General features: G+C 38.6%; 19 protein-coding genes, 1 tRNA gene and 1 other RNA gene. 2 read left to right on the top strand and 19 right to left on the bottom strand.

The genetic code is table 11. The annotated features are described in order from the left end of the window. The 19 genes from V7024_RS04035 to V7024_RS04125 all read right to left on the bottom strand — a co-directional run. The coding region (locus V7024_RS04035) for a DNRLRE domain-containing protein (protein WP_335516007.1) at positions 1-2,008 on the bottom strand (2,008 nt) is incomplete at its 3' end. Between the two features lie 440 nt (positions 2,009-2,448). Continuing rightward, the gene (locus tag V7024_RS04040) at positions 2,449-3,027 is read right to left on the bottom strand and encodes a GNAT family N-acetyltransferase (protein WP_335516009.1); all 579 of its coding nucleotides are present in this window, start codon (positions 3,025-3,027) and stop codon (positions 2,449-2,451) included. A gap of 217 nt (positions 3,028-3,244) precedes the next feature. Continuing rightward, positions 3,245-3,606: a transfer-messenger RNA gene (gene ssrA, locus V7024_RS04045) on the bottom strand. Positions 3,607-3,733: 127 nt separating this feature from the next. Continuing rightward, entirely contained in the window at positions 3,734-4,201 is a 468-nt protein-coding gene (gene smpB / locus V7024_RS04050; protein WP_098918929.1) for an SsrA-binding protein SmpB, read from the bottom strand. Positions 4,202-4,274: 73 nt separating this feature from the next. Further along, entirely contained in the window at positions 4,275-6,617 is a 2,343-nt protein-coding gene (rnr, locus tag V7024_RS04055; RefSeq protein ID WP_438824435.1) for a ribonuclease R, read from the bottom strand. A 255-nt stretch (positions 6,618-6,872) separates the two neighbouring features. Then, positions 6,873-7,613, bottom strand: a complete 741-nt coding sequence (locus tag V7024_RS04060; protein WP_335516017.1) for an alpha/beta hydrolase — start codon at positions 7,611-7,613, stop codon at positions 6,873-6,875. 145 nt (positions 7,614-7,758) lie between these two features. Next, positions 7,759-7,992 (bottom strand): preprotein translocase subunit SecG, encoded by a 234-nt coding sequence (gene secG, locus V7024_RS04065; protein WP_090915984.1) that lies wholly within the window; start codon positions 7,990-7,992, stop codon positions 7,759-7,761. 92 nt (positions 7,993-8,084) lie between these two features. Then, entirely contained in the window at positions 8,085-8,774 is a 690-nt protein-coding gene (locus V7024_RS04070) for an LrgB family protein (protein WP_098918926.1), read from the bottom strand. Then, complete coding sequence (locus V7024_RS04075) at positions 8,771-9,139, bottom strand: CidA/LrgA family holin-like protein (RefSeq protein WP_335516023.1); 369 nt, start codon at positions 9,137-9,139, stop codon at positions 8,771-8,773. Before V7024_RS04075 ends, V7024_RS04070 begins: the two co-directional genes overlap by 4 nt. A 257-nt stretch (positions 9,140-9,396) precedes the next feature. Then, a complete protein-coding gene (gene eno, locus V7024_RS04080) occupies positions 9,397-10,689 on the bottom strand; it encodes a phosphopyruvate hydratase (RefSeq protein ID WP_090998036.1) in 1,293 nt (430 codons plus the stop codon). A 27-nt stretch (positions 10,690-10,716) separates the two neighbouring features. Next, positions 10,717-12,246, bottom strand: coding sequence for a 2,3-bisphosphoglycerate-independent phosphoglycerate mutase (gene gpmI, locus V7024_RS04085; protein WP_335516027.1), 1,530 nt, complete (start codon positions 12,244-12,246; stop codon positions 10,717-10,719). After that, a complete protein-coding gene (tpiA, locus tag V7024_RS04090) occupies positions 12,243-12,998 on the bottom strand; it encodes a triose-phosphate isomerase (protein ID WP_335516031.1) in 756 nt (251 codons plus the stop codon). Before tpiA ends, gpmI begins: the two co-directional genes overlap by 4 nt. A 31-nt stretch (positions 12,999-13,029) precedes the next feature. Continuing rightward, a complete protein-coding gene (locus V7024_RS04095) occupies positions 13,030-14,214 on the bottom strand; it encodes a phosphoglycerate kinase (protein WP_335516035.1) in 1,185 nt (394 codons plus the stop codon). A gap of 137 nt (positions 14,215-14,351) precedes the next feature. After that, positions 14,352-15,356, bottom strand: a complete 1,005-nt coding sequence (gap, locus tag V7024_RS04100) for a type I glyceraldehyde-3-phosphate dehydrogenase (protein ID WP_335516041.1) — start codon at positions 15,354-15,356, stop codon at positions 14,352-14,354. Between the two features lie 34 nt (positions 15,357-15,390). Further along, the gene (locus V7024_RS04105) at positions 15,391-16,413 is read right to left on the bottom strand and encodes a sugar-binding transcriptional regulator (protein WP_335516399.1); all 1,023 of its coding nucleotides are present in this window, start codon (positions 16,411-16,413) and stop codon (positions 15,391-15,393) included. Positions 16,414-16,545: 132 nt separating this feature from the next. Beyond that, positions 16,546-16,794 (bottom strand): glutaredoxin family protein, encoded by a 249-nt coding sequence (locus V7024_RS04110; RefSeq protein ID WP_335516043.1) that lies wholly within the window; start codon positions 16,792-16,794, stop codon positions 16,546-16,548. Between the two features lie 9 nt (positions 16,795-16,803). Beyond that, a complete protein-coding gene (gene rpoN, locus V7024_RS04115; RefSeq protein WP_335516046.1) occupies positions 16,804-18,099 on the bottom strand; it encodes an RNA polymerase factor sigma-54 in 1,296 nt (431 codons plus the stop codon). Positions 18,100-18,381: 282 nt separating this feature from the next. Then, a tRNA-Arg gene (locus V7024_RS04120) sits at positions 18,382-18,457 on the bottom strand. A gap of 162 nt (positions 18,458-18,619) precedes the next feature. Next, a complete protein-coding gene (locus V7024_RS04125) occupies positions 18,620-20,533 on the bottom strand; it encodes an APC family permease (RefSeq protein WP_335516049.1) in 1,914 nt (637 codons plus the stop codon). Between the two features lie 546 nt (positions 20,534-21,079). Here V7024_RS04125 and V7024_RS04130 point away from each other — a divergent pair. Then, a complete protein-coding gene (locus V7024_RS04130) occupies positions 21,080-21,286 on the top strand; it encodes a DUF1657 domain-containing protein (RefSeq protein WP_020061705.1) in 207 nt (68 codons plus the stop codon). Between the two features lie 115 nt (positions 21,287-21,401). Then, positions 21,402-21,896, top strand: a complete 495-nt coding sequence (locus tag V7024_RS04135) for a YhcN/YlaJ family sporulation lipoprotein (protein ID WP_335516052.1) — start codon at positions 21,402-21,404, stop codon at positions 21,894-21,896. Positions 21,897-21,913 lie beyond the last annotated feature (17 nt).

The following is a 21,913-nucleotide window of genomic DNA, read 5'->3' on the forward strand; positions in this document are numbered from 1 at the left end:
ACTTCGTCACATTTCCAACGTCAAATACATCGTGATTTTTTCCGTTATAAAAAACAACGCGATAGCCTGTAGCGCCAGGGATTTGATCCCAATTCAGTTCAATGTATCCCGATTGAGAACCAGTTAAATTCGTAAAGGCATGCGATTTCGGCTGCTTTGGTGCTTCTAACGGCACAAATACCTTTTCTTCATCTGATTCTGGACTCAATTCATCATGCGGATACTCCGCTACAACCTTTACTTTGTATGCATGTTTATCGTTTCCTTGTTCTTTAGAACCACTATTTTGATAGAACTGAGAAGGACTCGTTGGCAATTCTCCGCCTAGTCCATCGAAATGAAGATCATTTCGCCCGCGGCTTACTTCCTCTTTATTTGGCCATATTTTCTTATCCTTTGTTGACCAAGACGTCGTATTTCCAACGTGGTAATAATTATAATCTGTTCCGTCAAAAATCCCTACTCGATACCCAGTTGCACCCGGTATTGCATCCCAGTTCACATTAATATGTCCTGTTCCGCTTGCAATGCCATTTGAATAAGCTGATAACCGTGGTTTATTCGGCTTTGGATAGGAATACGTAATTTCTAAATGCGGTGCTGTATCTCCTCCGTTATAAGCCGCAATAAATTTCTTCCAATGCGTTTGTCCTCGCCCGTTCGGATGCAGCTTAAATCCATAGTTCGGTCTCTCGCCGCTTACCCACGCTTTTACTGTATTTGTAACATTAAATTCTGCCCATTGATGTCGGCCAACATTCGCAACTGCGATTTCTTGGGACCACGGTTTCGTTTCCCAGTTCATCGTAATATAATCCCAGTCACCTTTTACTTCGTCTAACCAAACTTCATTTGGATTATTTCCGTAATAATGCCACGCTGCATAAGCATAAAATTTTGCATCATGCACAATTGCGCCGTTCAAGCTAGAAAGTTCGGGCTTTGTATAGGCAAAATTATAACCAGTACTATTATCAAAAGAGCCTACTTTCAACGTATGTGCTTTCTGTCCTTCATCCCAGAGTACCCATCTGGAATAATTGTTCTTTGGATGTGCACTCGATACATAAGCTTCTTGGAAACTTCCCATCGTAATAGAAGGGTCAATATAAACCGGATATTTCCGCTCAGGAGCTTGTAGCCACTTCGGATCTGCGGTAATAGTTACATTGTACGTGTTGTTTTCTTGTTTCTCTAACGTATACTTTACATCTTCTGAAATCGGTGCTTCATTCGATTCAGGATGTATATTAGAATCTGTCATAAACGGCTTTGGCAGTGTAAACACAGTCTTTTGTTTATCATCTACCATCAAAATAGAACCGTCTTCTTCTAACTTCGGTGTCAATGTGGTCTGTAATTGGAAGGTAAAGATATGATGTCCTGTATATTCATTCAGAACAATATCTTCTTTTACTTTGTCATTAAACGTAATCGTACGCAAATCGATCTTTGGAAAAATATTTTTATACCAAATCTCATTTTTTTCATACGTAGCTGCAACTGGAGATGGTTGGAGTTGTTCCTTCTCACCCTTTGCCCCTATTAATTTATAAGTAACTTTGTGACCATCTACTTCAAAGGCCGCGTATTCTTTCTGTTCTAACCTTTTTTGAAATGTCGGTTTTAACTTTGTTGTTTTTGTCGCAATTGTTTGTGGGGATTTTGCGACAAGCTCTGGTTGAATCTCTTCTAACTTCCCATCTTTCTTTATATGTATGGGCTCTGTGTAAACTTTCTTTGTAAACGTTCCATTCTTATTATCAAATACTTTTTCGTGTTCGGTTCGTTCTTCTACTACTTCCGTAGGTTTTCCGTCTGATGTTTGCTTCTGCTCATTCGGTTTCTTTGTTTGTTCAGCAGAAGGAACTTTGTTTTCCTGCGCTGGTTTGTCCTTGTTCATCGATTCCGCAATTGTCTCCATCGGAATAGAAGAGACGATTAACGCCATTACGATGAGCTGGATTACATACCTGTACCATCGCCTTTTTCTTTTCTCCTTTTTCATACATTCACCTCGCCAAAATTTTAAATCTTACAAAACCAATGTAAAAAAAGGAGAAAATAAAGGCAATACTATTTTAATAACTTTTAAATTATAATTACTATAAACGTACATTTTTTTGACAATTTTCGAGAAAATCTTTTATTCCGAAGAAAACCTGGTAAAATAAGTATGAATTAAAACAATATTACACCTTGTGTACTAACAATCTAATAAAAATTTCAATCACAAAACTCTTTATACATAATGGGAGCATGTTTATATCTTCGAAAAACACGATTTAATTTTTTAAAAATTACACCTTTATCCTTCAGTTTAATCGTTCCAAACAAGTAAAAAAGAAAAAGCTAATTTCCCTCAACTTATAAAAAATCAGCTTTTTCTCTTTTAAATTTTTTAATATACGCAATTTCTCCTTAGATAACTGTGAAGGGATAACATCTTCACTTTAGTGATTCTTTATTAATCCATATCACATCACCTATTTTTTTAGAGTGATTTATGTCTTCTTTCAAAATCACTTCAAATCCATGTTTCTTATAAAAATGGACCAATCTCTGTATATGATCCTTATCAACTTCTGATATCCACCCTGTTATCCTATCCACATTCATCTTTTTTGCTATATCAATAAGACTTCCTAATAATATACTCCCATAGGATTGATTAATAAATGGTTTCTTAATATCAATATCTGCTAAATCAATGTTGTTATATTCTTTATCAAATACAGCTCTTAAAAACGGTTCAGGAGCTAAAATCCCTTCCTTTGTAATTATTTTTAAGTTAAGGATTATAAATGGTTCTTCTTTTTTTGGAGTATCATCATAAAACTGCCTGTATAATATTAAAATTTTTTCTTTATTCTCAAAAATCGATACTACTTCGCAACCTTCATTAACAATATAATCTAACTGATACGCTACCTCATACTCAACGTTTAATTTTCTCTGTAATGGATATATTCTTTCACTATTAAAAACAGATTCTAAAAATTCTTCAATATCGATATCTTTATTCATTAGCTCTTCCTTTATCAATTATTTAATTTTTATATTTCAATAATAATTGAAAATATACAATCCCAAAAGACATATAAAATACAATCTATCCCATAGCTCTTCCTTGTAAATTTAGGAACGATAACTTTGCTGCAAATAAAAAGAACCATAACCTTGCCGAAACGGCAAAGTTATGGTTCAAATCACACAAAAAATAAAAAAACCACCAAATATGTATTGGTGGAGACGGTGGGAGTCGAACCCACGTCCAAAAGTATCGGCACTTAAGCTTCTACGAGTGTAGTCGATATATTGGCATTTCGCAAACTCTTCGGCCTATCGACAGGCTTCCGAATTGCTAGTCTGGTTGTTCTCTTCCTTTGTCCTCAGACGGCGAACTCCGGCGTAGCCCACTTAGAGTGAGTCCGCTATCCTACCACATGGGCGATGGAGGGGCGAACCGCTAAAAGCTGTTATTAAGCAGCTAAAGCGAAGTTGTTTTGTTGTTTGCCAGTTATAGGCTTTGACGTTTTAACGAGGCCGATCCCCTCGACTCGCAACCTAAGCTCGAACTACCCCTGTCGAATCCGTAACGTCCCCATATAAGAAATGGAGCATACGAAGTATATTCGTGATAGCTGCTATTGAGCTGTTTTTCAATGTTCAACTGACCTTACATTTGTTATTATAGCACACGATCGCCATTTTGCAATTGTAAATTTCTGTATTACATTTTTTGACGATCGCGGAATACACGTGCAATTTCACGTTTTGCTTCTTTTTCTTTTAAATCATGGCGTTTGTCGTATTGTTTTTTACCTTTACCTAAACCAAGTGCCATTTTCGCAAATCCATTTTTTAAATAAATTTTAAGCGGTACAAGCGTATAACCTGTTTCTTTCGTATATCCAATTAGCTTTAAAATTTCTTTTTTATGAAGAAGTAGCTTTCTTGTACGAAGCGGCTCATGGTTAAAACGATTTCCTTGTTCATACGGACTAATGTGCATATTATGTACCCATACTTCACCATTTTGCACACGGGCAAAGGCATCTTTTAAGTTTACACGACCTGCGCGAATTGCCTTAATTTCCGTTCCTTGAAGGACAAGACCTGCTTCATATGTTTCTTCAATAAAATAATCATGATATGCTTTTTTATTTTGTGCAATGACTTTTCCTTGACCTTTTGGCATCTCTATCTTTGCCTCCCTTCATTTGTACTATTGTAGCAAAATATGAAGAAAGAAGCCATATATGGCTTCTTTCTTACTTACGTTTTTTCTTTTTCTTCTTAAAGCTCGGTGCATTTTCAAAGAATGGCTTGTTCTTTTTGCTGCCGTCTCGTTTTCCGTTGCGGTTTGATTCTTTTCCTTGCCCGCCGCGATTATTATCACGGTCGCCGCGTTTTTTTCTATTTCCTTTCGGCTGTTCAATGACAATAGGACGATCTTTTCGTTGTCGTTTCACACTGCCTTTCATGCCGACAATTTCAAAGTCAATCGCGCGTTCATCTTTGTTTACGTTAATTACGCGAATTGTAATTTCATCACCAATGCGGAAGACATTACCTGTGCGTTCGCCAATCATCGCAAAATGACGTTCATCATAGCGATAGTAGTCATCTGTTAAATAGCTAACATGAACAAGGCCTTCAATTGTATTTGGAAGTTCTACGAATAAACCGAAGTTTGTTACAGAACTAATGATTCCGTCGTATTCTTCACCAATTTTATCAAGCATGTACTCAGCTTTTTTCAGTTCATCTGTTTCACGCTCTGCTTCAACAGCGCGGCGCTCCATATTAGAAGAATGCTCCGCAATATCCGGTAAGTTTTCACGCCATTTTGCTTGTGTTTCATTGTCCACTTTTCCGTTAATTAAATACGTGCGAATTAATCTGTGCACAATTAAATCTGGATAGCGACGAATTGGTGATGTGAAATGTGTATAAAACTCTGTCGATAAACCGAAGTGCCCTAAACTATCCGCATCGTAGCGTGCTTGCTTCATGGAACGAAGCATAACTGTTGAAATAACAACCTCTTCTGGTTGACCTTGTACCATCTCTATAATTTGTTGCAGCGCACGCGGATGTACTTCGTTCCCGCGGCCTTTTACTGCATACCCAAAGTTTGTAATAAACTCAAAGAAACGCTCTAATTTATCCTCTTTCGGATCTTCGTGAACGCGGTACATAAACGGTACGTTCATCCAGTGGAAATGCTCTGCAACTGTTTCGTTTGCTACTAGCATAAATTCTTCAATAAGCTTTTCAGCAACAGAACGCTCACGCAATACAACGTCTGTTGGCTTGCCTTCTTCATCCACTAATACTTTCGCTTCTTTAAAGTCAAAGTCAATGGCTCCGCGGCGCATACGCTTTTCACGTAAAATAGCAGCTAGTTTCCCCATCTCTTGGAACATTGGGACTAATGGCTCATAACGCGCCATTAATTCTTCATCTTCATCTTCATCATCCAAAATGCGCTTCACATCAGAGTACGTCATACGCTCCGCTGTTTTAATCACACTTTGGAAAATTTCATGCTTCACTACTTCCCCTTGCTCATTAATTTCCATTTCACAAGATAAAGTTAAGCGGTCTACCTTTGGATTTAATGAACAAATGCCGTTAGATAAACGATGCGGAATCATCGGGATTACGCGGTCTACAAGATAAATACTCGTTCCGCGCTCAGCTGCTTCGCTGTCAATTGCTGAGCCTTCTGTCACGTAATGACTTACATCCGCAATATGTACACCAAGCTTGTAATTGCCGTTCTCAAGCTTCGTCACTGTAACCGCATCATCTAAGTCTTTCGCATCCGCACCATCGATTGTAACAATTGTTTGATCTCGTAAATCACGGCGCCCTTGTAAATCATTCTCATCAATTGTTTCTGGTACACTGTTCGCATGCTCCATTGCATCTGCCGGGAACGCAAGGGGTAAGTTATGCTTATGAATAACAGATAAAATATCAACGCCCGGGTCGTTTTTATGACCAAGAATTTGAATAACTTCTCCTTCTGCACTTAAACGATCTTGCGGATAGCTTGTAATTTTAACAACAACTTTATGCCCTTCTACCGCACCCATAGAAGCATTTTTTGGAACGAAAATATCACTCGTCCAGCGTTTATTATCAGGAATCACAAAGCCAAAGTTTTTCGATTCCGTATATGTACCAACTAATTCTTTTGTTCCGCGCTCTATAATACGAACAATTGTCCCTTCCTTGCGCGAACCGCTTGACTCTGAACTAATACGCGCTAATACTATATCACCGTGCAGTGCGCCTTTTAATTCTGTTGGCGGTATGAAAATATCATCTGTCCCTTTTTCTTCTGGTACAACAAACGCAAAGCCGCGGGCATGTCCAATGAGTTTGCCGCGCACTAAATTCATTTTCTCTGGAAGACCATAGCGATTACTTCTTGTCCGCACAACAAGTCCTTTTTCCTCCATAATGACAAGTGCTTTCACAAATTCTTTAAAATCCGCTGCATCTTCAATACCAAACGCTTCTTCTAACTCTTGCACAGTAAGCGGTTTATATGCTTCTTCTTTCATAAACGATAACAATTTATCGATATTTGCTTGAATCATTTCCTCCAAGTACAAAAACCTCCTTCTAAATCCTCGTATTTTATATTGTATCCGAAAAGATAACCATATATAAATGATGTTGTCTTATATAAATCCATTTTGGTTTTTCACCTATAAATCACTGCTACGAAAACAGAACAGACACTGACCGCTTCTACGCATGGCCAGTTCCTCTCGCCAACCCTTAAAAGAAAAGGGGTTTTCTATCGACTTTTCAACTTGTATGTATATAGGTAAAAAAGAGGCAACTAGATCTTACCAGTCTAGTTGCTCCAAGAAGTTATATACATCTTCATGCAGCTCATCACGCTGCTTATCAAGCGTAATTACATGTGTAGAATCCTCGTACCACTTAATTTCTTTTACATTTGATTCTACTCCATTATAAATAATATTTGCGCTATCTGTATTAATCATTTCGTCATGGCGCGCTTGCACAACAAATGTTGGTGCATAAATCATATCAATGTTATTGCGCACATCGCGAATTAAATCTTGCAGTGCTCTTAATGTGTCCATCGGTGTTTGTTTAAACGCAAACATCTCTTCTTCAATCTTCTCTGGTGATTTACGCTCACGCTTTTTATATTCGCGCGCGTACGCTAGTATACCTTGGTACATTGTTTCTTCGCTTTTAATGTACATTGGGGCACACATTGGTACCACCCCGATAATCGGCATTGTATAAGCAAGTTTTAGTGAAAAGACACCACCAAGCGATAAGCCAACAGCTGCAATCTTTTCATACCCTTTATCTTTTAAATGTTGATATGCTTCCATTACATCTTTCCACCAGTCTTCTGGACCCGTGTGTACGAGCTGCTCTGGTGGTACACCATGGCCTTTATAAATCGGGGCATGACATGTGTAGCCTTTTGTCTCTAAATAACGTCCAATCATACGAACATCAGCAGAATTCCCTGTAAAACCATGTAATAGTAAAACTGCACGTTCTCCCGCTTCAAATGTAAATGGTTTTGGGGATGCTAGTTTCATTTCTGTTTCTCCTTCTCTTTCTATAATGTAATCCTCATATATTGTCTATTCCTAGTGTAACATAGTTTCTTTTCCATAATCTAATTAGAAATTTCCTCCGGAGAAATAAAAAAAGATTCAACCCAAAAAGGTGAATCTTTTTTCATTATACTTGTAAATACGTAACAGCAAATGTTAACACGAAGAATAATACAGCAAGTACAATTGTAATGCGGTTTAATACAGCTTCTACTCCGCGTGCTTTTTGCTTGCCGAATAATTGCTCCGCGCCGCCAGAAATTGCACCGGATAAACCAGCACTCTTACTAGATTGCATTAATACAAGTACAATTAATAACAGCGATACAATAATAAGTAAAACTGATAAAAACGTATGCACTTTACATGCCTCCTAAAGTTTCAATTACTTTAAATGTAACATAAAATAATTGGAAAAGCGAGAGCGTCTCATCCGCCTAATACTTCACCAGATTAAATAAAAACCGCTGCAAATAACGGGCCTAGTAAACATGTTAAGATTGCTGTTAATGTCATCGTTACCGATCCGATTACGCCCTCGTGTTCATTGTTTTTCATCGCACGCATAACGCCCATAATATGCGATGCACAGCCAAATCCTATTCCTCTTCCAACTGAATTTGTCACTCTGCTCCATTTTAATAAAAGAGGACCAGAAATTGTTCCAGATATCCCGGCAACTACTACGAAAGCAGCCGTTAACGATGGTACACCACCAACTTCTTCTGACACACTCATAGCTACTGGCATCGTTACTGACTTCGGTAAGGAAGATAAAATTAAACTTTTATCCGTTCCCATAACAGTTGCAATCATCATATCACTTGCAATGGCAACGATTGTTCCTACCAATACACCGCCAGCAATTGGTACAACATACTTCTTCAAAACGCCGCGTTGTTTATAAAGAGGGATCGCAAACGCTACTACACCGGGTCCAAGCAATTTCGAAATCCAGCCCCCGCCGCTTTGCATGTATTGTTGATATGGTATATCACATACGACCAACAAGATAATCATCAAAGCTGTTGCGACAAGCATGGGAATGGTAAACGGTGTTGGAAACCACTTGTAAATCTTCTTTGCTAGTTGATACAATAACGCTGTTAACATAACCCAACCAATTCCAATTACTATGCTCATTGTGTCTCTTTTTCCTTTCTATTCGCCAAATATTGTCCTGTATGCCCTGCTACAATGATAATCAAAAACGTACTCGCGACAACAGTAATGAACAGCGAAATACCTTTATTCATAAAAAAAGAACCATAATTCATTAAACCAATGGTTGGAGGGATTAGTAAAAATGGCATAAGAGCAACTAATGTTTCCGCTCCTAATTCAAACCATTTCACCGGAAGGACTTTCAAACCAAGCAATATTAGTAACAAAAACATCCCTATTAAACTTCCTGGAATCGGAAGATGAAGTGCTCCTTCTATCCACGTTCCAATCATATTGAACACGTAAAGTGCTGCTACTTGGACAATAATTTTTGTAAATTTCATCTGTCTATCATCCTTCATTATGCGATTCTTGACATTTTCTACATTTATCATAGTACAAATTGTAAAAACCTGCAATTTATCTGATTGACAAATAAAACACAATATGGTATGCGCTTTCATTCTTATTTTTACTGTATTTGTAAACGAAATGAGCAATTCAATTTACATATTACTATATAAAGTTTATATTTTCAGACTTTTTAACAAAAAAATAAAACCGGCCGTGAGAAATCACGCCCGGTTTTTACATTATACAATTATTTTTTTAGGTTGTAGAAAGATTTTAAACCATCGTAAACAGCGATTTCGCCTAGTTCGTCTTCGATGCGTAATAATTGGTTGTACTTCGCAATACGGTCAGTACGGCTCATAGAACCAGTTTTGATTTGGCCAGCGTTAGTTGCAACTGCGATGTCAGCGATTGTAGCATCTTCAGTTTCACCAGAACGATGAGATACAACTGCTGTGTAACCAGCACGTTTAGCCATTTCGATTGCTTCAAAAGTCTCAGTTAAAGTACCGATTTGGTTAACTTTAATTAAGATTGAGTTAGAGATACCTTTTTCGATACCCTCAGCAAGTTTTTGTGTGTTCGTTACGAATAAGTCGTCACCAACTAATTGAACTTTTTTACCAAGGCGGTCAGTTAATAACTTATGGCCATCCCAGTCGTTTTCGTCTAAACCATCTTCAATAGAGATGATTGGGAAGTTGTTGCAAAGATCTTCGTAGAAATCAACCATTTCTGCAGAAGTCATGCTACGACCTTCACCTGTAAGATCATATTTACCAGTTTCTTTGTTGTAGAACTCAGAAGAAGCAACGTCCATTCCTAAGAATACGTTCTCGCCAGCTTTGTAACCAGCTTTTTCGATTGCTTCAATGATTACTTCTAATGCTTCACGGTTAGAACCAAGGTTTGGAGCGAATCCACCTTCGTCACCTACTGCTGTGTTAAGACCTTTGTCATGTAATACAGCTTTTAATGCATGGAATACCTCAGCACCCATACGGATTGCTTCTTTGAACGTTGGCGCACCAACTGGTAAGATCATGAACTCTTGGAAGTCTACGTTGTTGTCAGCGTGAGAACCACCGTTGATGATGTTCATCATTGGAGTTGGTAATTGTTTTGCATTGAATCCACCAAGGTAACGGTATAATGGAAGACCTACATAGTCAGCTGCTGCATGAGCTACTGCCATAGATACACCAAGAATAGCGTTAGCGCCTAATTTACCTTTGTTTGGAGTGCCGTCTAATTCGATCATAGCACGGTCGATTCCAGCTTGGTCAGTTACATCGAAACCAACGATTTCTGGAGCGATAATTTCGTTTACGTTATTTACTGCGTTAAGAACACCTTTTCCAAGGTAACGAGATTTGTCACCGTCACGTAATTCTACTGCTTCGTATTCACCAGTAGATGCACCACTTGGTACTAATGCGCGTCCGAATGAACCGCTTTCTGTGTATACTTCTACTTCTACAGTTGGGTTACCACGAGAGTCTAAAACTTCACGAGCATAAACATCTAAAATTGCTGGCATATTATTTCTCTCCTTTTATATAAATAATTATTTAATAATTGTTTTACCTGTCATTTCTTTTGGCTGTTCAACGCCAAGAAGTGTAAGCATTGTTGGTGCGATATCTCCCAAAACACCGCCTTCACGAAGCTCCACGCCTTCTTTTGTAACGATGAAAGGAACCGGGTTTGTTGTATGGGCTGTCATCGGTGTGCCTTCTGGAGTTAACTCCTCGTCAGCATTACCATGGTCAGCAGTAATAAGTGCTACACCATCTTTCGCAAGAATTGCTTCTACAACTTTTCCTAAACATTCGTCAGTTGCTTCTACTGCTTTAATTGTTGGTTCCATCATCCCAGAATGGCCAACCATATCACAGTTTGCAAAGTTTAGAATGATCACATCATGTTTATCATTCTCAATTTCATTTACAAGAGCATCAGTTACTTCATAAATGCTCATTTCTGGTTTTAAGTCGTATGTTGCGACTTTTGGTGAGTTAATTAAGATACGTTCTTCTCCTGGGAATTCAGCCTCACGACCACCGCTAAAGAAGAATGTAACGTGCGGATACTTTTCAGTTTCCGCAATGCGAAGTTGTTTTAATCCCGCTTGTGAAACAACTTCACCTAACGTATTATCCAAGTTCATTGGCTTGAATGCTACGTAACCTTTTACCGTTTCGCTAAAGTGTGTCATACAAACGAATTCTGGAATGTGAGGTACTTTTTCACCACGATCGAACTCACGGAAGTCTTCGTTTGTAAATACACGAGCAATTTGAATTGCACGGTCCGGACGGAAATTGTAGAAAATGATTGCATCATCATCATTGATTGTTGCAATTGGCGTTTCATCTTCATTTACCATTACAGACGGCAATACGAATTCATCATAGATACCATTTGCATAGGAGTCATCCACACACTCATATGCTGTTTTGTAAGTAGGGCCTTCGCCATTCACCATGGCACGGTAACATTTTTCAACGCGATCCCAACGCTTGTCACGGTCCATGGAGTAGTAACGACCGGAGATTGTCGCGAACTGTCCTACTCCTGTTTCTTTCATTACTTCATTTGTTGCATCGATATAACCTTTTGCTGTTTGCGGACCAACATCGCGGCCATCTAAGAATGCATGGAGATATACTTTCTCCACGCCTTCTTTTGCAGCTAGGCGAAGAAGAGCAAACATATGATCAATGTGACTATGCACACCGCCATCAGAAAGTAAACCGAATAAATGAAGAGCTGTACCATTTTCCTTTACGTGTTTCATTGCACTTTGGAACGTTTCGTTCTGATCGAACTCACCTTCACGAATTGCAACGTTCACACGTGTTAGGCTTTGATATACAACGCGGCCGGCACCAATATTTAAGTGACCTACCTCAGAGTTACCCATTTGACCTACTGGAAGACCTACCGCTTCACCGCACGCTGTAAGCGTTGTGCGAGGGAACTTGTTCCAGTAACCGTCGAAATTAGGTTTCTTAGCTTGCGCTACAGCATTCCCGTATGTTTCTTCACGTAAACCGAAACCGTCAAGAATGATTAAAGCTGTTGGCTTTCTCATTTTACCGCCTCCAAAAGACCTAAGAAGGAAGCAGGCTCTAAGCTTGCACCGCCAACTAAAGCACCATCGATATCAGATTGTGCCATGTATTCTTTAATGTTTTCAGGTTTTACGCTGCCGCCGTATTGAATACGAACTGCTTCTGCAGCTGCCGGAGAAACAGCTTCAGCAACAACTTTACGGATGTGCGCACATACTTCGTTTGCATCTTGTGCAGAAGAAGATTTACCTGTACCGATCGCCCAAATTGGCTCATATGCGATAACAGTTACTTTTACTTGCTCTTCTGTTAAGCCGACAAGTGCTTTTTTCACTTGATCTGCTACAAGATCAAATGTTTTTCCGCTTTCGCGCTCTTCTAACGTTTCACCACAGCAAACGATTGGTGTTAAACCATGTTCAAATGCTGCAAGAGTCTTTTTGTTTACTGTTTCGTCTGTTTCAGCAAACATTTCACGACGTTCAGAGTGGCCAAGTACTACGTAGCTCACTTTCAAGTCGCTAAGTGCTACTGGGCTAATTTCGCCAGTGAATGCACCATTTTTTTCGAAGTGCATGTTTTGTGCACCTACTTGTAAGTCAGTTCCCTCTGCTGCTGCTACAAGACGCTCTAAGAAAAGAGCTGGCGAGCAAACAACCGCATCAACAGCTGTAGCTGCTGGGATTTGACCTTTTACTTCCTCTACGAAGCTAACTGCTTCAGATAGAGTTTTATTCATTTTCCAGTTACCTGCGATAATTGGTTTACGCATGCTTTGCACCGTCCTTTTTCTTAGCTGCTAATTATTTGTCGTTAAGACAAACTACACCAGGAAGTTCTTTACCTTCCATAAATTCTAATGACGCACCGCCGCCAGTAGAAATGTGGCTCATTTTATCAGCCATACCGAATTTTTCAACAGCTGCTGCAGAGTCACCACCGCCGATAACAGAGTATGTACCTTCTGCATCTGCTAATGCTTGTCCTACTGCTTTTGTACCTTCTGCATATGGAGCCATTTCGAATACGCCCATTGGTCCGTTCCATACAACAAGCTTAGAGCTTTTAATTACATCTGCATAAATTGCACTTGTTTTCGGTCCAATATCTAAACTTTGCCAATCAGCAGGAATAGAATCGATATCTACAACTTGTCGGTTTGCAGTTTCAGAAAACTCATCTGCAATCACGCAATCAACTGGCATGTAGAAGTTTACACCTTTTTCTTTTGCAAGTTGGATAAACTCTTTTGCTAGTTCAATTTTGTCATCTTCACATAGAGATTTTCCAATTTCATGACCTAATGCTTTTACAAATGTATAAGCAAGTCCGCCGCCAATGATTAAGTTATCAACTTTATCAAGTAGATGACGTATTACACCGATTTTATCTTTTACTTTCGCACCACCGATGATTGCTGTAAATGGACGATCTGGATTAGAAAGTGCTTTACCTAATACATCTAATTCTTTTTCCATTAAGAAACCTGATACTGCTGGTAAGTAATCTGCAATACCTGCAGTAGAAGCGTGAGCACGATGAGCTGCACCGAATGCATCATTTACGAAGATATCAGCAAGAGCTGCAAATTCTTTCGCAAGTTCAGCATCGTTCTTTTCTTCGCCCGCATAGAAACGTACGTTTTCAAGAACTAATACATCGCCTTCATTCATTGCTGCAACCATTTCTTGTACAGCAGGTCCGAATGCTTCGTCCGCTTTTTTCACGTCTTTACCAAGAAGCTCACCTAAACGTGCAGCTACTGGAGTAAGACGCATTTCTTCTACCACTTGTCCTTTTGGACGACCTAAATGGCTTGCTAAAATCACTTTCGCACCTTGCTCTACTAAATATTGAATTGTAGGAAGAGCTGCACGAATACGAGTCTCGTCTGTAATTTTTCCTTCTTTCATTGGTACGTTGAAGTCAACGCGGCAAAATACTCGTTTACCCTTTAAATCTACGTCACGAATTGATTTTTTATTCATTGGATTTCCCTCCGACTAGTAGTTAGGATTGACAAAACCCATTCAAAAGCTTATCACATTTGCTTATAAAACGAAAGAAGAGAGAGGGAACAAACCCTCTCCCTCGTTTTGTCATTGATAACTGATAAACTTAAGAATTAAAGACCTTTAGAAGCGATGTAGTCTACTAAGTCAACTACGCGGTTAGAGTAACCAGTTTCGTTGTCGTACCAAGAAAGAACTTTAAGCATGTTGCCTTCCATAATCATTGTAGATAATGCATCAATTGTAGAAGAGCTTGTGCATCCGTTATAGTCGATAGATACTAATGGCTCTTCGCTGTATCCAAGGATACCTTTTAATTCGCCTTCAGCTGCTGCTTTGAATGCTGCGTTTACTTCTTCAACTGTTACTTCTTTCTCAAGCTCAACAACTAAGTCAACAAGAGATACGTTAGCAGTTGGAACACGAACTGCACCACCGTTTAATTTACCTTTAAGTTCTGGTAATACTAATGCTACTGCTTTCGCTGCACCAGTTGTAGTTGGGATCATGCTCATTGCTGCTGCACGTGCACGACGTAAATCTTTATGTGGTAAGTCTAAGATTTGTTGATCGTTAGTGTAAGAGTGAATTGTTGTCATCATACCGCGTTTCATGCCAAATTTTTCGTTTAATACTTTAGCAAATGGAGCTAAGCAGTTTGTAGTACAAGACGCGTTAGAGATTACGTTATGGTTAGCTGCATCATATTGCTCATGGTTAACACCCATAACGATTGTGATATCTTCATCAGAAGCTGGTGCAGAGATGATAACTTTTTTAACTGTTCCACCTAAGTGTTTCTCAGCGTCTGCTTTTTTAGTGAAACGGCCAGTAGATTCTACTACTACTTCTACGCCATAGTCGCTCCATGGTAATTGAGCTGGGTCGCGCTCAGCGATAACTTTGATTTCTTTACCGTTAACGATAATGCTGTCGCCGTTTGCAGATACTTCTGCATTTACTGTTCCGTGAACAGAATCATATTTTAAAAGGTGTGCTAATGTTTTTGCATCTGTTAAGTCGTTAATTGCTACTACTTCCACGTTAGGGTTGTTAAGAGCTGCGCGGAATACCACACGCCCGATACGGCCAAATCCATTAATACCAATTTTAGTCATTTGAATTTCCTCCTTGGGGGATGTATATTAAGGGTTATTTACCCTTTACTAACTCTTTTGCTGCACCTTCGTCTGTAATCAATAATGAAGTGTGCCCTTGTTTAATTACTGCTTGAATTGCTTTTGCTTTTGATGAACCTCCAGCAACTGACACGACATGAGTTACATGCCCTAAATCTTCAAGCTGCATGCCAACTGTCTGTACTTTATGAACGACTTCACCTAGTTCGTTGAAGTAGTATCCAAAAGCTTCACCGACTGCTTTGTTCTCTTTAATTTTCATCCAATCTGCTTCTAAAGTACTTCTTCTACGCGCCATTGTTAAGGCATCACCGATTCCGTGAATGACAATATTGGAAGATCGAATCAACTCAAGAATTTCTTTCACAGAAGGTTCTGTCACAATGGATACGTATGCCTCGCTGCTTACGTGGTCAGGAACATACAATAAGCGATAATTACTCATCGTATTTTGTGCCATTTTCGCACAAATCGTGTTTGCTTCTAGCTCCACACTCTCTCCTATTCCACCGCGTGCTGGGACAAATAACATATGTAGATCCCTGCAATCAATTTGCATCATATCAGCTACGGCAGCTATCGTGGTTCCTCCAGTCACAGCAACGATATTATTCGCTGTTAGACGATCTTTTATACAAGAAACACAAGCGCGGCCCATCTCCAGCTTGACCCAAGGTGATTCATCGCTATCACCAGGGACAACGAAAACTTCATCCAAGTCTAATGTTTCCTTAAGCTGCTTTTCCAAAACCTTCAAACCAGAAATTTCTTTCATAAAGTCTTCCAAAGCAAGAACAACAGCTGTTCCTTCTTCTGTTAATGTCATTCCAGAAGAGGCGACGTGAATCAAGTTCTCATCTTTCAAAACCTGTACTTCACTTCGTAATACTCGTTCTGTCATACCAAGACTTGCAGATAAATTTCTTCTACCAATAGGTTGTGTTAACCGGATGTACTGAAGAATTTGCATTCTCTTTTGCATAACAGGTAGCAGATCAGGTAATAATTTTTTTGTGTACTGAATCCATGAGCGCATCATATTATATCTCCTCACTACATTGGTTCATTCTCTATATGGTCACCATATGTCCCGTAGTGACATATTGTGTCCCGCATGGAGTAAAAAAATATCCCTGCTACATTTATTATTGTAACAGGAGATCCAAAGTTATTCAACTCTTATCGCATGAATTATGCTGTTTATTATGACATCTTTGTGAATAACCCCATATTCTACCTCTTCCCCTTCAATTTCAACGACAGGGATCATAAGATGGTACTTCTCTAACAGCTGTTCATCCTCATAAATATTTATTTCCTTCAAATCAAATACGTATTCATCTTGCAACTCTCGCAGAAGTTTTTTCGCCTTTTGACAAAGACCACATTCTTCTTTTGTGTATAGAATAACCTCCATATCCATCACCTATACAATCGATTTTCGCAGAGAAGAAGCTGGGATATTTAACTGCTCGCGATATTTCGCTACTGTTCTGCGTGAAACAACAATTTCATGTTCTTCTTCTAACATTTTTGAAATCTTTTGATCTGAAAGTGGTTTTTTCTTATTTTCTTTCTCTACAAACTCCCCGATGAGCTGCTTCACTCTTTTCGTTGAAATGGCCGCGTCTTCTGTTGTTGCTACCGCATTACTAAAGAACGACTTCATTTCAAATAAACCATACGGTGTTTGCACATATTTATTGCGCGTTGCTCGGCTAATCGTTGACTCATGGACACCTAATATTTCAGCCACCTCTTTTAACGCAAGCGGCTTTAAATATTGCGGACCGTTCATAAAAAAGTCGCGCTGCTTTTCAATAATTACTTCCATTACATTTAAAAGCGTTTGCTTTCTTTGTTTTAAACTACGCATAATCCATTGTACATGCTGATATTTTTCCGAAACATAAGAAGCGACGTCACTTTCACTATTATGAAGGAGCTCACTATATTCTGAATGAATTTCAATTCTCGGCATATTACGTTCATTCATCTGAATCACCAAGAGATCCCCTTCTTTTTTCACCGCCATATCTGGAACAATGTACAGCGGCTTCTCCGAAGAAAACGCCAAACCTGGTTTCGGCTGCAGCGATGTAATCACATGAACGGCTTCTTGTAATTCTTCCGTACTACACTTCAATACATTTGCTAACTTGCGCCAATCTTTCTTTACGAAATACGCAAAATATTCATCTACAATCATTTTCGCTAAAGTGTTTCTTTTTTGTAAGCGCTTTAATTGGATGGATAGGCATTCTTGAATATTTCTCGCTCCTACCCCTGCCGGCTCTAATGATTGAACAAGCTCCATGCAGCTATTTACTTTCTCTATACATACCGATAATAGCGACGCTAATTCCTCATTCGTTTCTTGTAAATACCCGTTCTCATCCACATTTAAAATAATAAATGAGGCAATTTTTCTTTGCTCTTCATCTATTTTATAATACTGTAATTGATTTACTAAATGCTGTTGAATCGTTGTGGAATCCACACTATAGATTTCCATTTGATTCTCAGTTTGTTTACTCATTGTTTTACTCTTTTTCTTTTCCCTGTCAAAGCCACCTAGCTCGATAAGGGGATTTTCCAGCGATTGCTCATACAAAAACTCCGTTAATTCCTGCACATTGTACTGGAGCATTGTAATCGCTTGTCTTAACTCTTGCGTCATTGCCAAACGTAAACTTTGTTCTTGTAAAAGACTTGCTTTCAACCTAATCTCCCCCTCACTTCTATTGTACAATAAGTTTATAAAAAGGAGAATCCTGCACAGATACCCATTCCAAAATATTGTTAACTTATATGTATTAATGAAATTTGCATCTTACAACCGAAAAATGAATAATATTGAAAGAAAATAACACCACATTTTTAAAAAATATATACCAAATACTAATAGCAACTACTAATTTTAGATATAATAACATAAATTTCACTTACATACTATCACTACAAAAAAAGTCCTAACCTACAAATGTAAGTTAGGACTTTTTGACGCGCCCAGAGGGATTCGAACCCCCGGCAGACGTGGTACCGGAAACCACCGCTCTATCCGACTGAGCTATGGGCGCATGATCATTCTACTGCAAAAGGACTTCTTTTTATCCTATCGCGCACTGTTTATTATACGATATCTTCGTTTTGGAAGCAATTACTTCTTATGTCGCAATGACTGACATACAATATACGGCCTACATCGTTACGCGATGTAGGCCGTATATAATGAAACGATATCATTTATGCAAATGATACGGAACCGTTGTAATGACAATATCTTTATTACGCATAAACCACATGCGTAACAGAAGTGCACTTTGGTTATGCAATGCATTGTGCCACCATTTGTGCGGAATGAACTGCGGAATAATAATATGGATATGTCCTCCACCTTTTTGTTTCGCCTCTATTGTTTTAATAAGACGATTCAGCGGTTCAAGAATAGAACGATATTTACTGCGTAGAACGACTAGTCTACAAGGAGTTCCCCAGTCTTTCCACTTTTTCTCCATTTTATTTATAGATTCCTCATCGAAACCAACGTATACAGCAATCGGATCAACATCTACACTCTTCGCAAAGGATATCGTGTTGTTCACAACACGGTGAACACCTGACACTAAAACGAGCGTGACTACATCGCTTGCTTCTGGACGTACCATTTGCATATCGATGCGCAATTCTTTTGCAACATCTTCATAATGCTTGTGAATGGACATTGAGATGAAAATAATAATAGGCAAGACAACTAATACAACCCAAGCGCCGCCTGTAAACTTCGTAACAGCAAAAATAACGGCAACGATTGATGTAATTACAGCACCAACTGTATTAATCGTAAACTTAATTTTCCAATGCGATCCTTTTACTCGTTTCCAGCGGCGCATTAAACCAATTTGCGCTACTGTAAACGAAAGGAACACACCGATCGCGTATAGTGGAATTAACGCATTCGTATGCGCATGAAACGATATAATCAAAATACATGCCAACGATGCTAACGCAATAATTCCATTCGAATATCCTAAACGGTCTCCACGATTTGTTAAACTTCGAGGCAAATATCCGTCTGCCGCTACAATCGCAGCAAGCTGAGAAAATCCCGTAAATGTGGAGTTTGCCGCTAAAATTAACACAATAAACGTAAACCATATAATCACTTGATATAAAATTCCATGTCCAAAATACATACCAGTTAACTGTGACAACATTGTGTTGTGCGGATCTGGCGTAATTCCTTTCACATACAAATGATACGAAAATCCTAAAAGTGTCACAGCTGTAATCGAACCTAAAGCAATGTACGTTCTAATTGCGTTTTTTTGCTGCGGTTCTCTAAAAATAGGAACTGCATTTGAAATTGTCTCAATTCCTGTAAGTGCTGAACAAGCTGAACTGAACGCCTTCAAAATTAATAAAGTTGTTAAGCCTTCTGGAACTGTTCCAAAACTCGGTGTACTCGGTTGAACAAACCCGTGACGAAGTTCATCAAAAAATCCTGTGAAAATTAAAATTAACATACAAATCATAAACCCGAATGTCGGCCAAGCAAATACGCGAGCTGACTCTGCTATCCCGCGCAAGTTTATAAGTACTAAGATAACAACGCATAAAATCGCCAAAATCGTTTCATATGGAGCGACTACAGGATACGCAGAAGAAATCGCTTCTATCGCTGCAGATACGGATACCGCTACGGTCAATACATAATCAACAAGCAAAGAACTAGAGGCAACAAGAGAAACCCAGCGCTGCTTGAAGTTATCTTTCGCAATGGCATACGCTCCCCCGCCGTTTGGATAGGCCAAAATCCCCATAATATACGACACAATCAAAATTGCCAAAAGAACGATAGTCGAAATGGTAATCGGCATAATCAACCATTTCGCATCAGGACCAAGTCCTGCCAGCTCTGTCATTCCTGATTCAGGTCCATACGCAACAGATGAATACAAATCCGCTGAAAGGATAGGCAGCGCAATTAACCAAAATAATTTGTTATGATGCGCATGAAGCTCTGACGTTCGCATCGGACGACCAATTAAAAAACGCTTCACACTACTGAAATTACTTGCAGAAAACCAAATTGCAAGTAATGCAACAATAATTAACACTGCTTCTAACCATCTAACTAAAGTGTGATGATCCATAACTCTTTCTCCTTTTAATCGCTATTTACTAATTTTTACTCTCCTAATTTGAATTGATACATAATATTTTGAACAACGAAATATAAAATATGTACTTCCTAAAGATACCCTCAATCAATAGCCTACAAATTCATGCATAATCGTTATTATTAAATAAACATAACTACTGATATTATAATTTGTCATCAAAAATCATTATGTTCTCAAATTATATAGAGAAAAAAAGGTGCATCACCATAACATGGGGTTGATTTTTTTGAAAATAAATTATTTTTAATACACGGAACGGAGAGTGGCGACTCCTGCGGGAATAGCGAGGGAAGTGAGACCCCCACAGGCTTGCCGAGGAGGCTCGCTCTCGCCCGCGGAAAGCGTCCACTCGGAGTGGAGTGTATATCTATCTATATATCACCCCCGGCTTTTGGTGATGAACCGAAAAAAAATGTACAGACCCCGAAATAAACCTAAAATTGGTAATTATATTTCAACACATATTCACAAATTCTAATGATTGAAATTCAATTCAACTAGAGGAGGAATTACGTTATGACTGTAATTACGAAACTTAAACAAACTGTTTCAGGATTAAAAAGTGCACAAGCGAGCTTAGAGGGATTCGCTCTTGATACCGATAACCAACAAGCGAAGCAATTATTCCAAAGCGCAGCACAACAAACGCAATCCATTATTGATTCTTTATCTCCGCGCGTTCAAGAGGTTCAACAAGAAGAACCTCAATACACACAGCAGTAAAGGGCACTTTAGACAAACAATAATACCCACTTTATGCTGAACCGGAAAAAGGGTGATACAATATCATCCTTTTTTCACCTCAAATTACATAGAGCTATAGAAATGGAATGATACAATGCGAAAATTTAGGATCATTACTTTGTTATTCCTTCTCTTCTTCAGTTTCCTAAGCGGCTGTAACAGTCCACTAGATAAAAAAGTAAAAAAAGAAGCAAATGAGAAAGAAGAGCACCAAATAAATAAAAAAGATACGCAATTAAAAAATGTCAGTATGGAGACTATTGATCAATCCATAGCAAATCAAGCGAAAGATCAGATTTTTAATATGGAAGAAGTAATTGAAGTAAAAGCGGTTAATTTCAATAACGAACTATACGTAGCCGCGAAACCAGAGCACCACGAACGCTTTCAACTAAAGAAATTAAAAAAGGAAATGAAACAGACATTAGAAAAGACATATCCTAATTTAAAAGTTTATGTCAGTATGGATAAAAAAATTTTCATGTTACTAGATAAATTAGAAACGAAGATTAAAAACAAAGAAGCAGATAAGAAAGAAATAAAAAAACAACTAAAAGTAGTTAAAGAAGAAATGCATTCCGATATTTAATAATACTTTTCAACATA

Source organism: Bacillus sp. JJ864 (genome assembly GCF_036963045.1).
GTDB lineage: Bacteria > Bacillota > Bacilli > Bacillales > Bacillaceae_G > Bacillus_A > Bacillus_A pseudomycoides_C.

What these genes read in the sequence shown, in the direction of transcription:
- V7024_RS04040 (WP_335516009.1), bottom strand. Translation starts at nt 3,027, where the DNA reads ATGAATAAAGATATCGATATTGAAGAATTTTTAGAATCTGTTTTTAAT.
- smpB (WP_098918929.1), bottom strand. Translation starts at nt 4,201, where the DNA reads ATGCCAAAAGGTCAAGGAAAAGTCATTGCACAAAATAAAAAAGCATAT.
- rnr (WP_438824435.1), bottom strand. Translation starts at nt 6,617, where the DNA reads ATGATTCAAGCAAATATCGATAAATTGTTATCGTTTATGAAAGAAGAA.
- V7024_RS04060 (WP_335516017.1), bottom strand. Translation starts at nt 7,613, where the DNA reads ATGAAACTAGCATCCCCAAAACCATTTACATTTGAAGCGGGAGAACGT.
- V7024_RS04070 (WP_098918926.1), bottom strand. Translation starts at nt 8,774, where the DNA reads ATGAGCATAGTAATTGGAATTGGTTGGGTTATGTTAACAGCGTTATTG.
- V7024_RS04075 (WP_335516023.1), bottom strand. Translation starts at nt 9,139, where the DNA reads ATGAAATTTACAAAAATTATTGTCCAAGTAGCAGCACTTTACGTGTTC.
- eno (WP_090998036.1), bottom strand. Translation starts at nt 10,689, where the DNA reads ATGCCAGCAATTTTAGATGTTTATGCTCGTGAAGTTTTAGACTCTCGT.
- gpmI (WP_335516027.1), bottom strand. Translation starts at nt 12,246, where the DNA reads ATGAGAAAGCCAACAGCTTTAATCATTCTTGACGGTTTCGGTTTACGT.
- tpiA (WP_335516031.1), bottom strand. Translation starts at nt 12,998, where the DNA reads ATGCGTAAACCAATTATCGCAGGTAACTGGAAAATGAATAAAACTCTA.
- V7024_RS04095 (WP_335516035.1), bottom strand. Translation starts at nt 14,214, where the DNA reads ATGAATAAAAAATCAATTCGTGACGTAGATTTAAAGGGTAAACGAGTA.
- gap (WP_335516041.1), bottom strand. Translation starts at nt 15,356, where the DNA reads ATGACTAAAATTGGTATTAATGGATTTGGCCGTATCGGGCGTGTGGTA.
- V7024_RS04105 (WP_335516399.1), bottom strand. Translation starts at nt 16,413, where the DNA reads ATGCGCTCATGGATTCAGTACACAAAAAAATTATTACCTGATCTGCTA.
- V7024_RS04110 (WP_335516043.1), bottom strand. Translation starts at nt 16,794, where the DNA reads ATGGAGGTTATTCTATACACAAAAGAAGAATGTGGTCTTTGTCAAAAG.
- V7024_RS04125 (WP_335516049.1), bottom strand. Translation starts at nt 20,533, where the DNA reads ATGGATCATCACACTTTAGTTAGATGGTTAGAAGCAGTGTTAATTATT.
- V7024_RS04130 (WP_020061705.1), top strand. Translation starts at nt 21,080, where the DNA reads ATGACTGTAATTACGAAACTTAAACAAACTGTTTCAGGATTAAAAAGT.
- V7024_RS04135 (WP_335516052.1), top strand. Translation starts at nt 21,402, where the DNA reads ATGCGAAAATTTAGGATCATTACTTTGTTATTCCTTCTCTTCTTCAGT.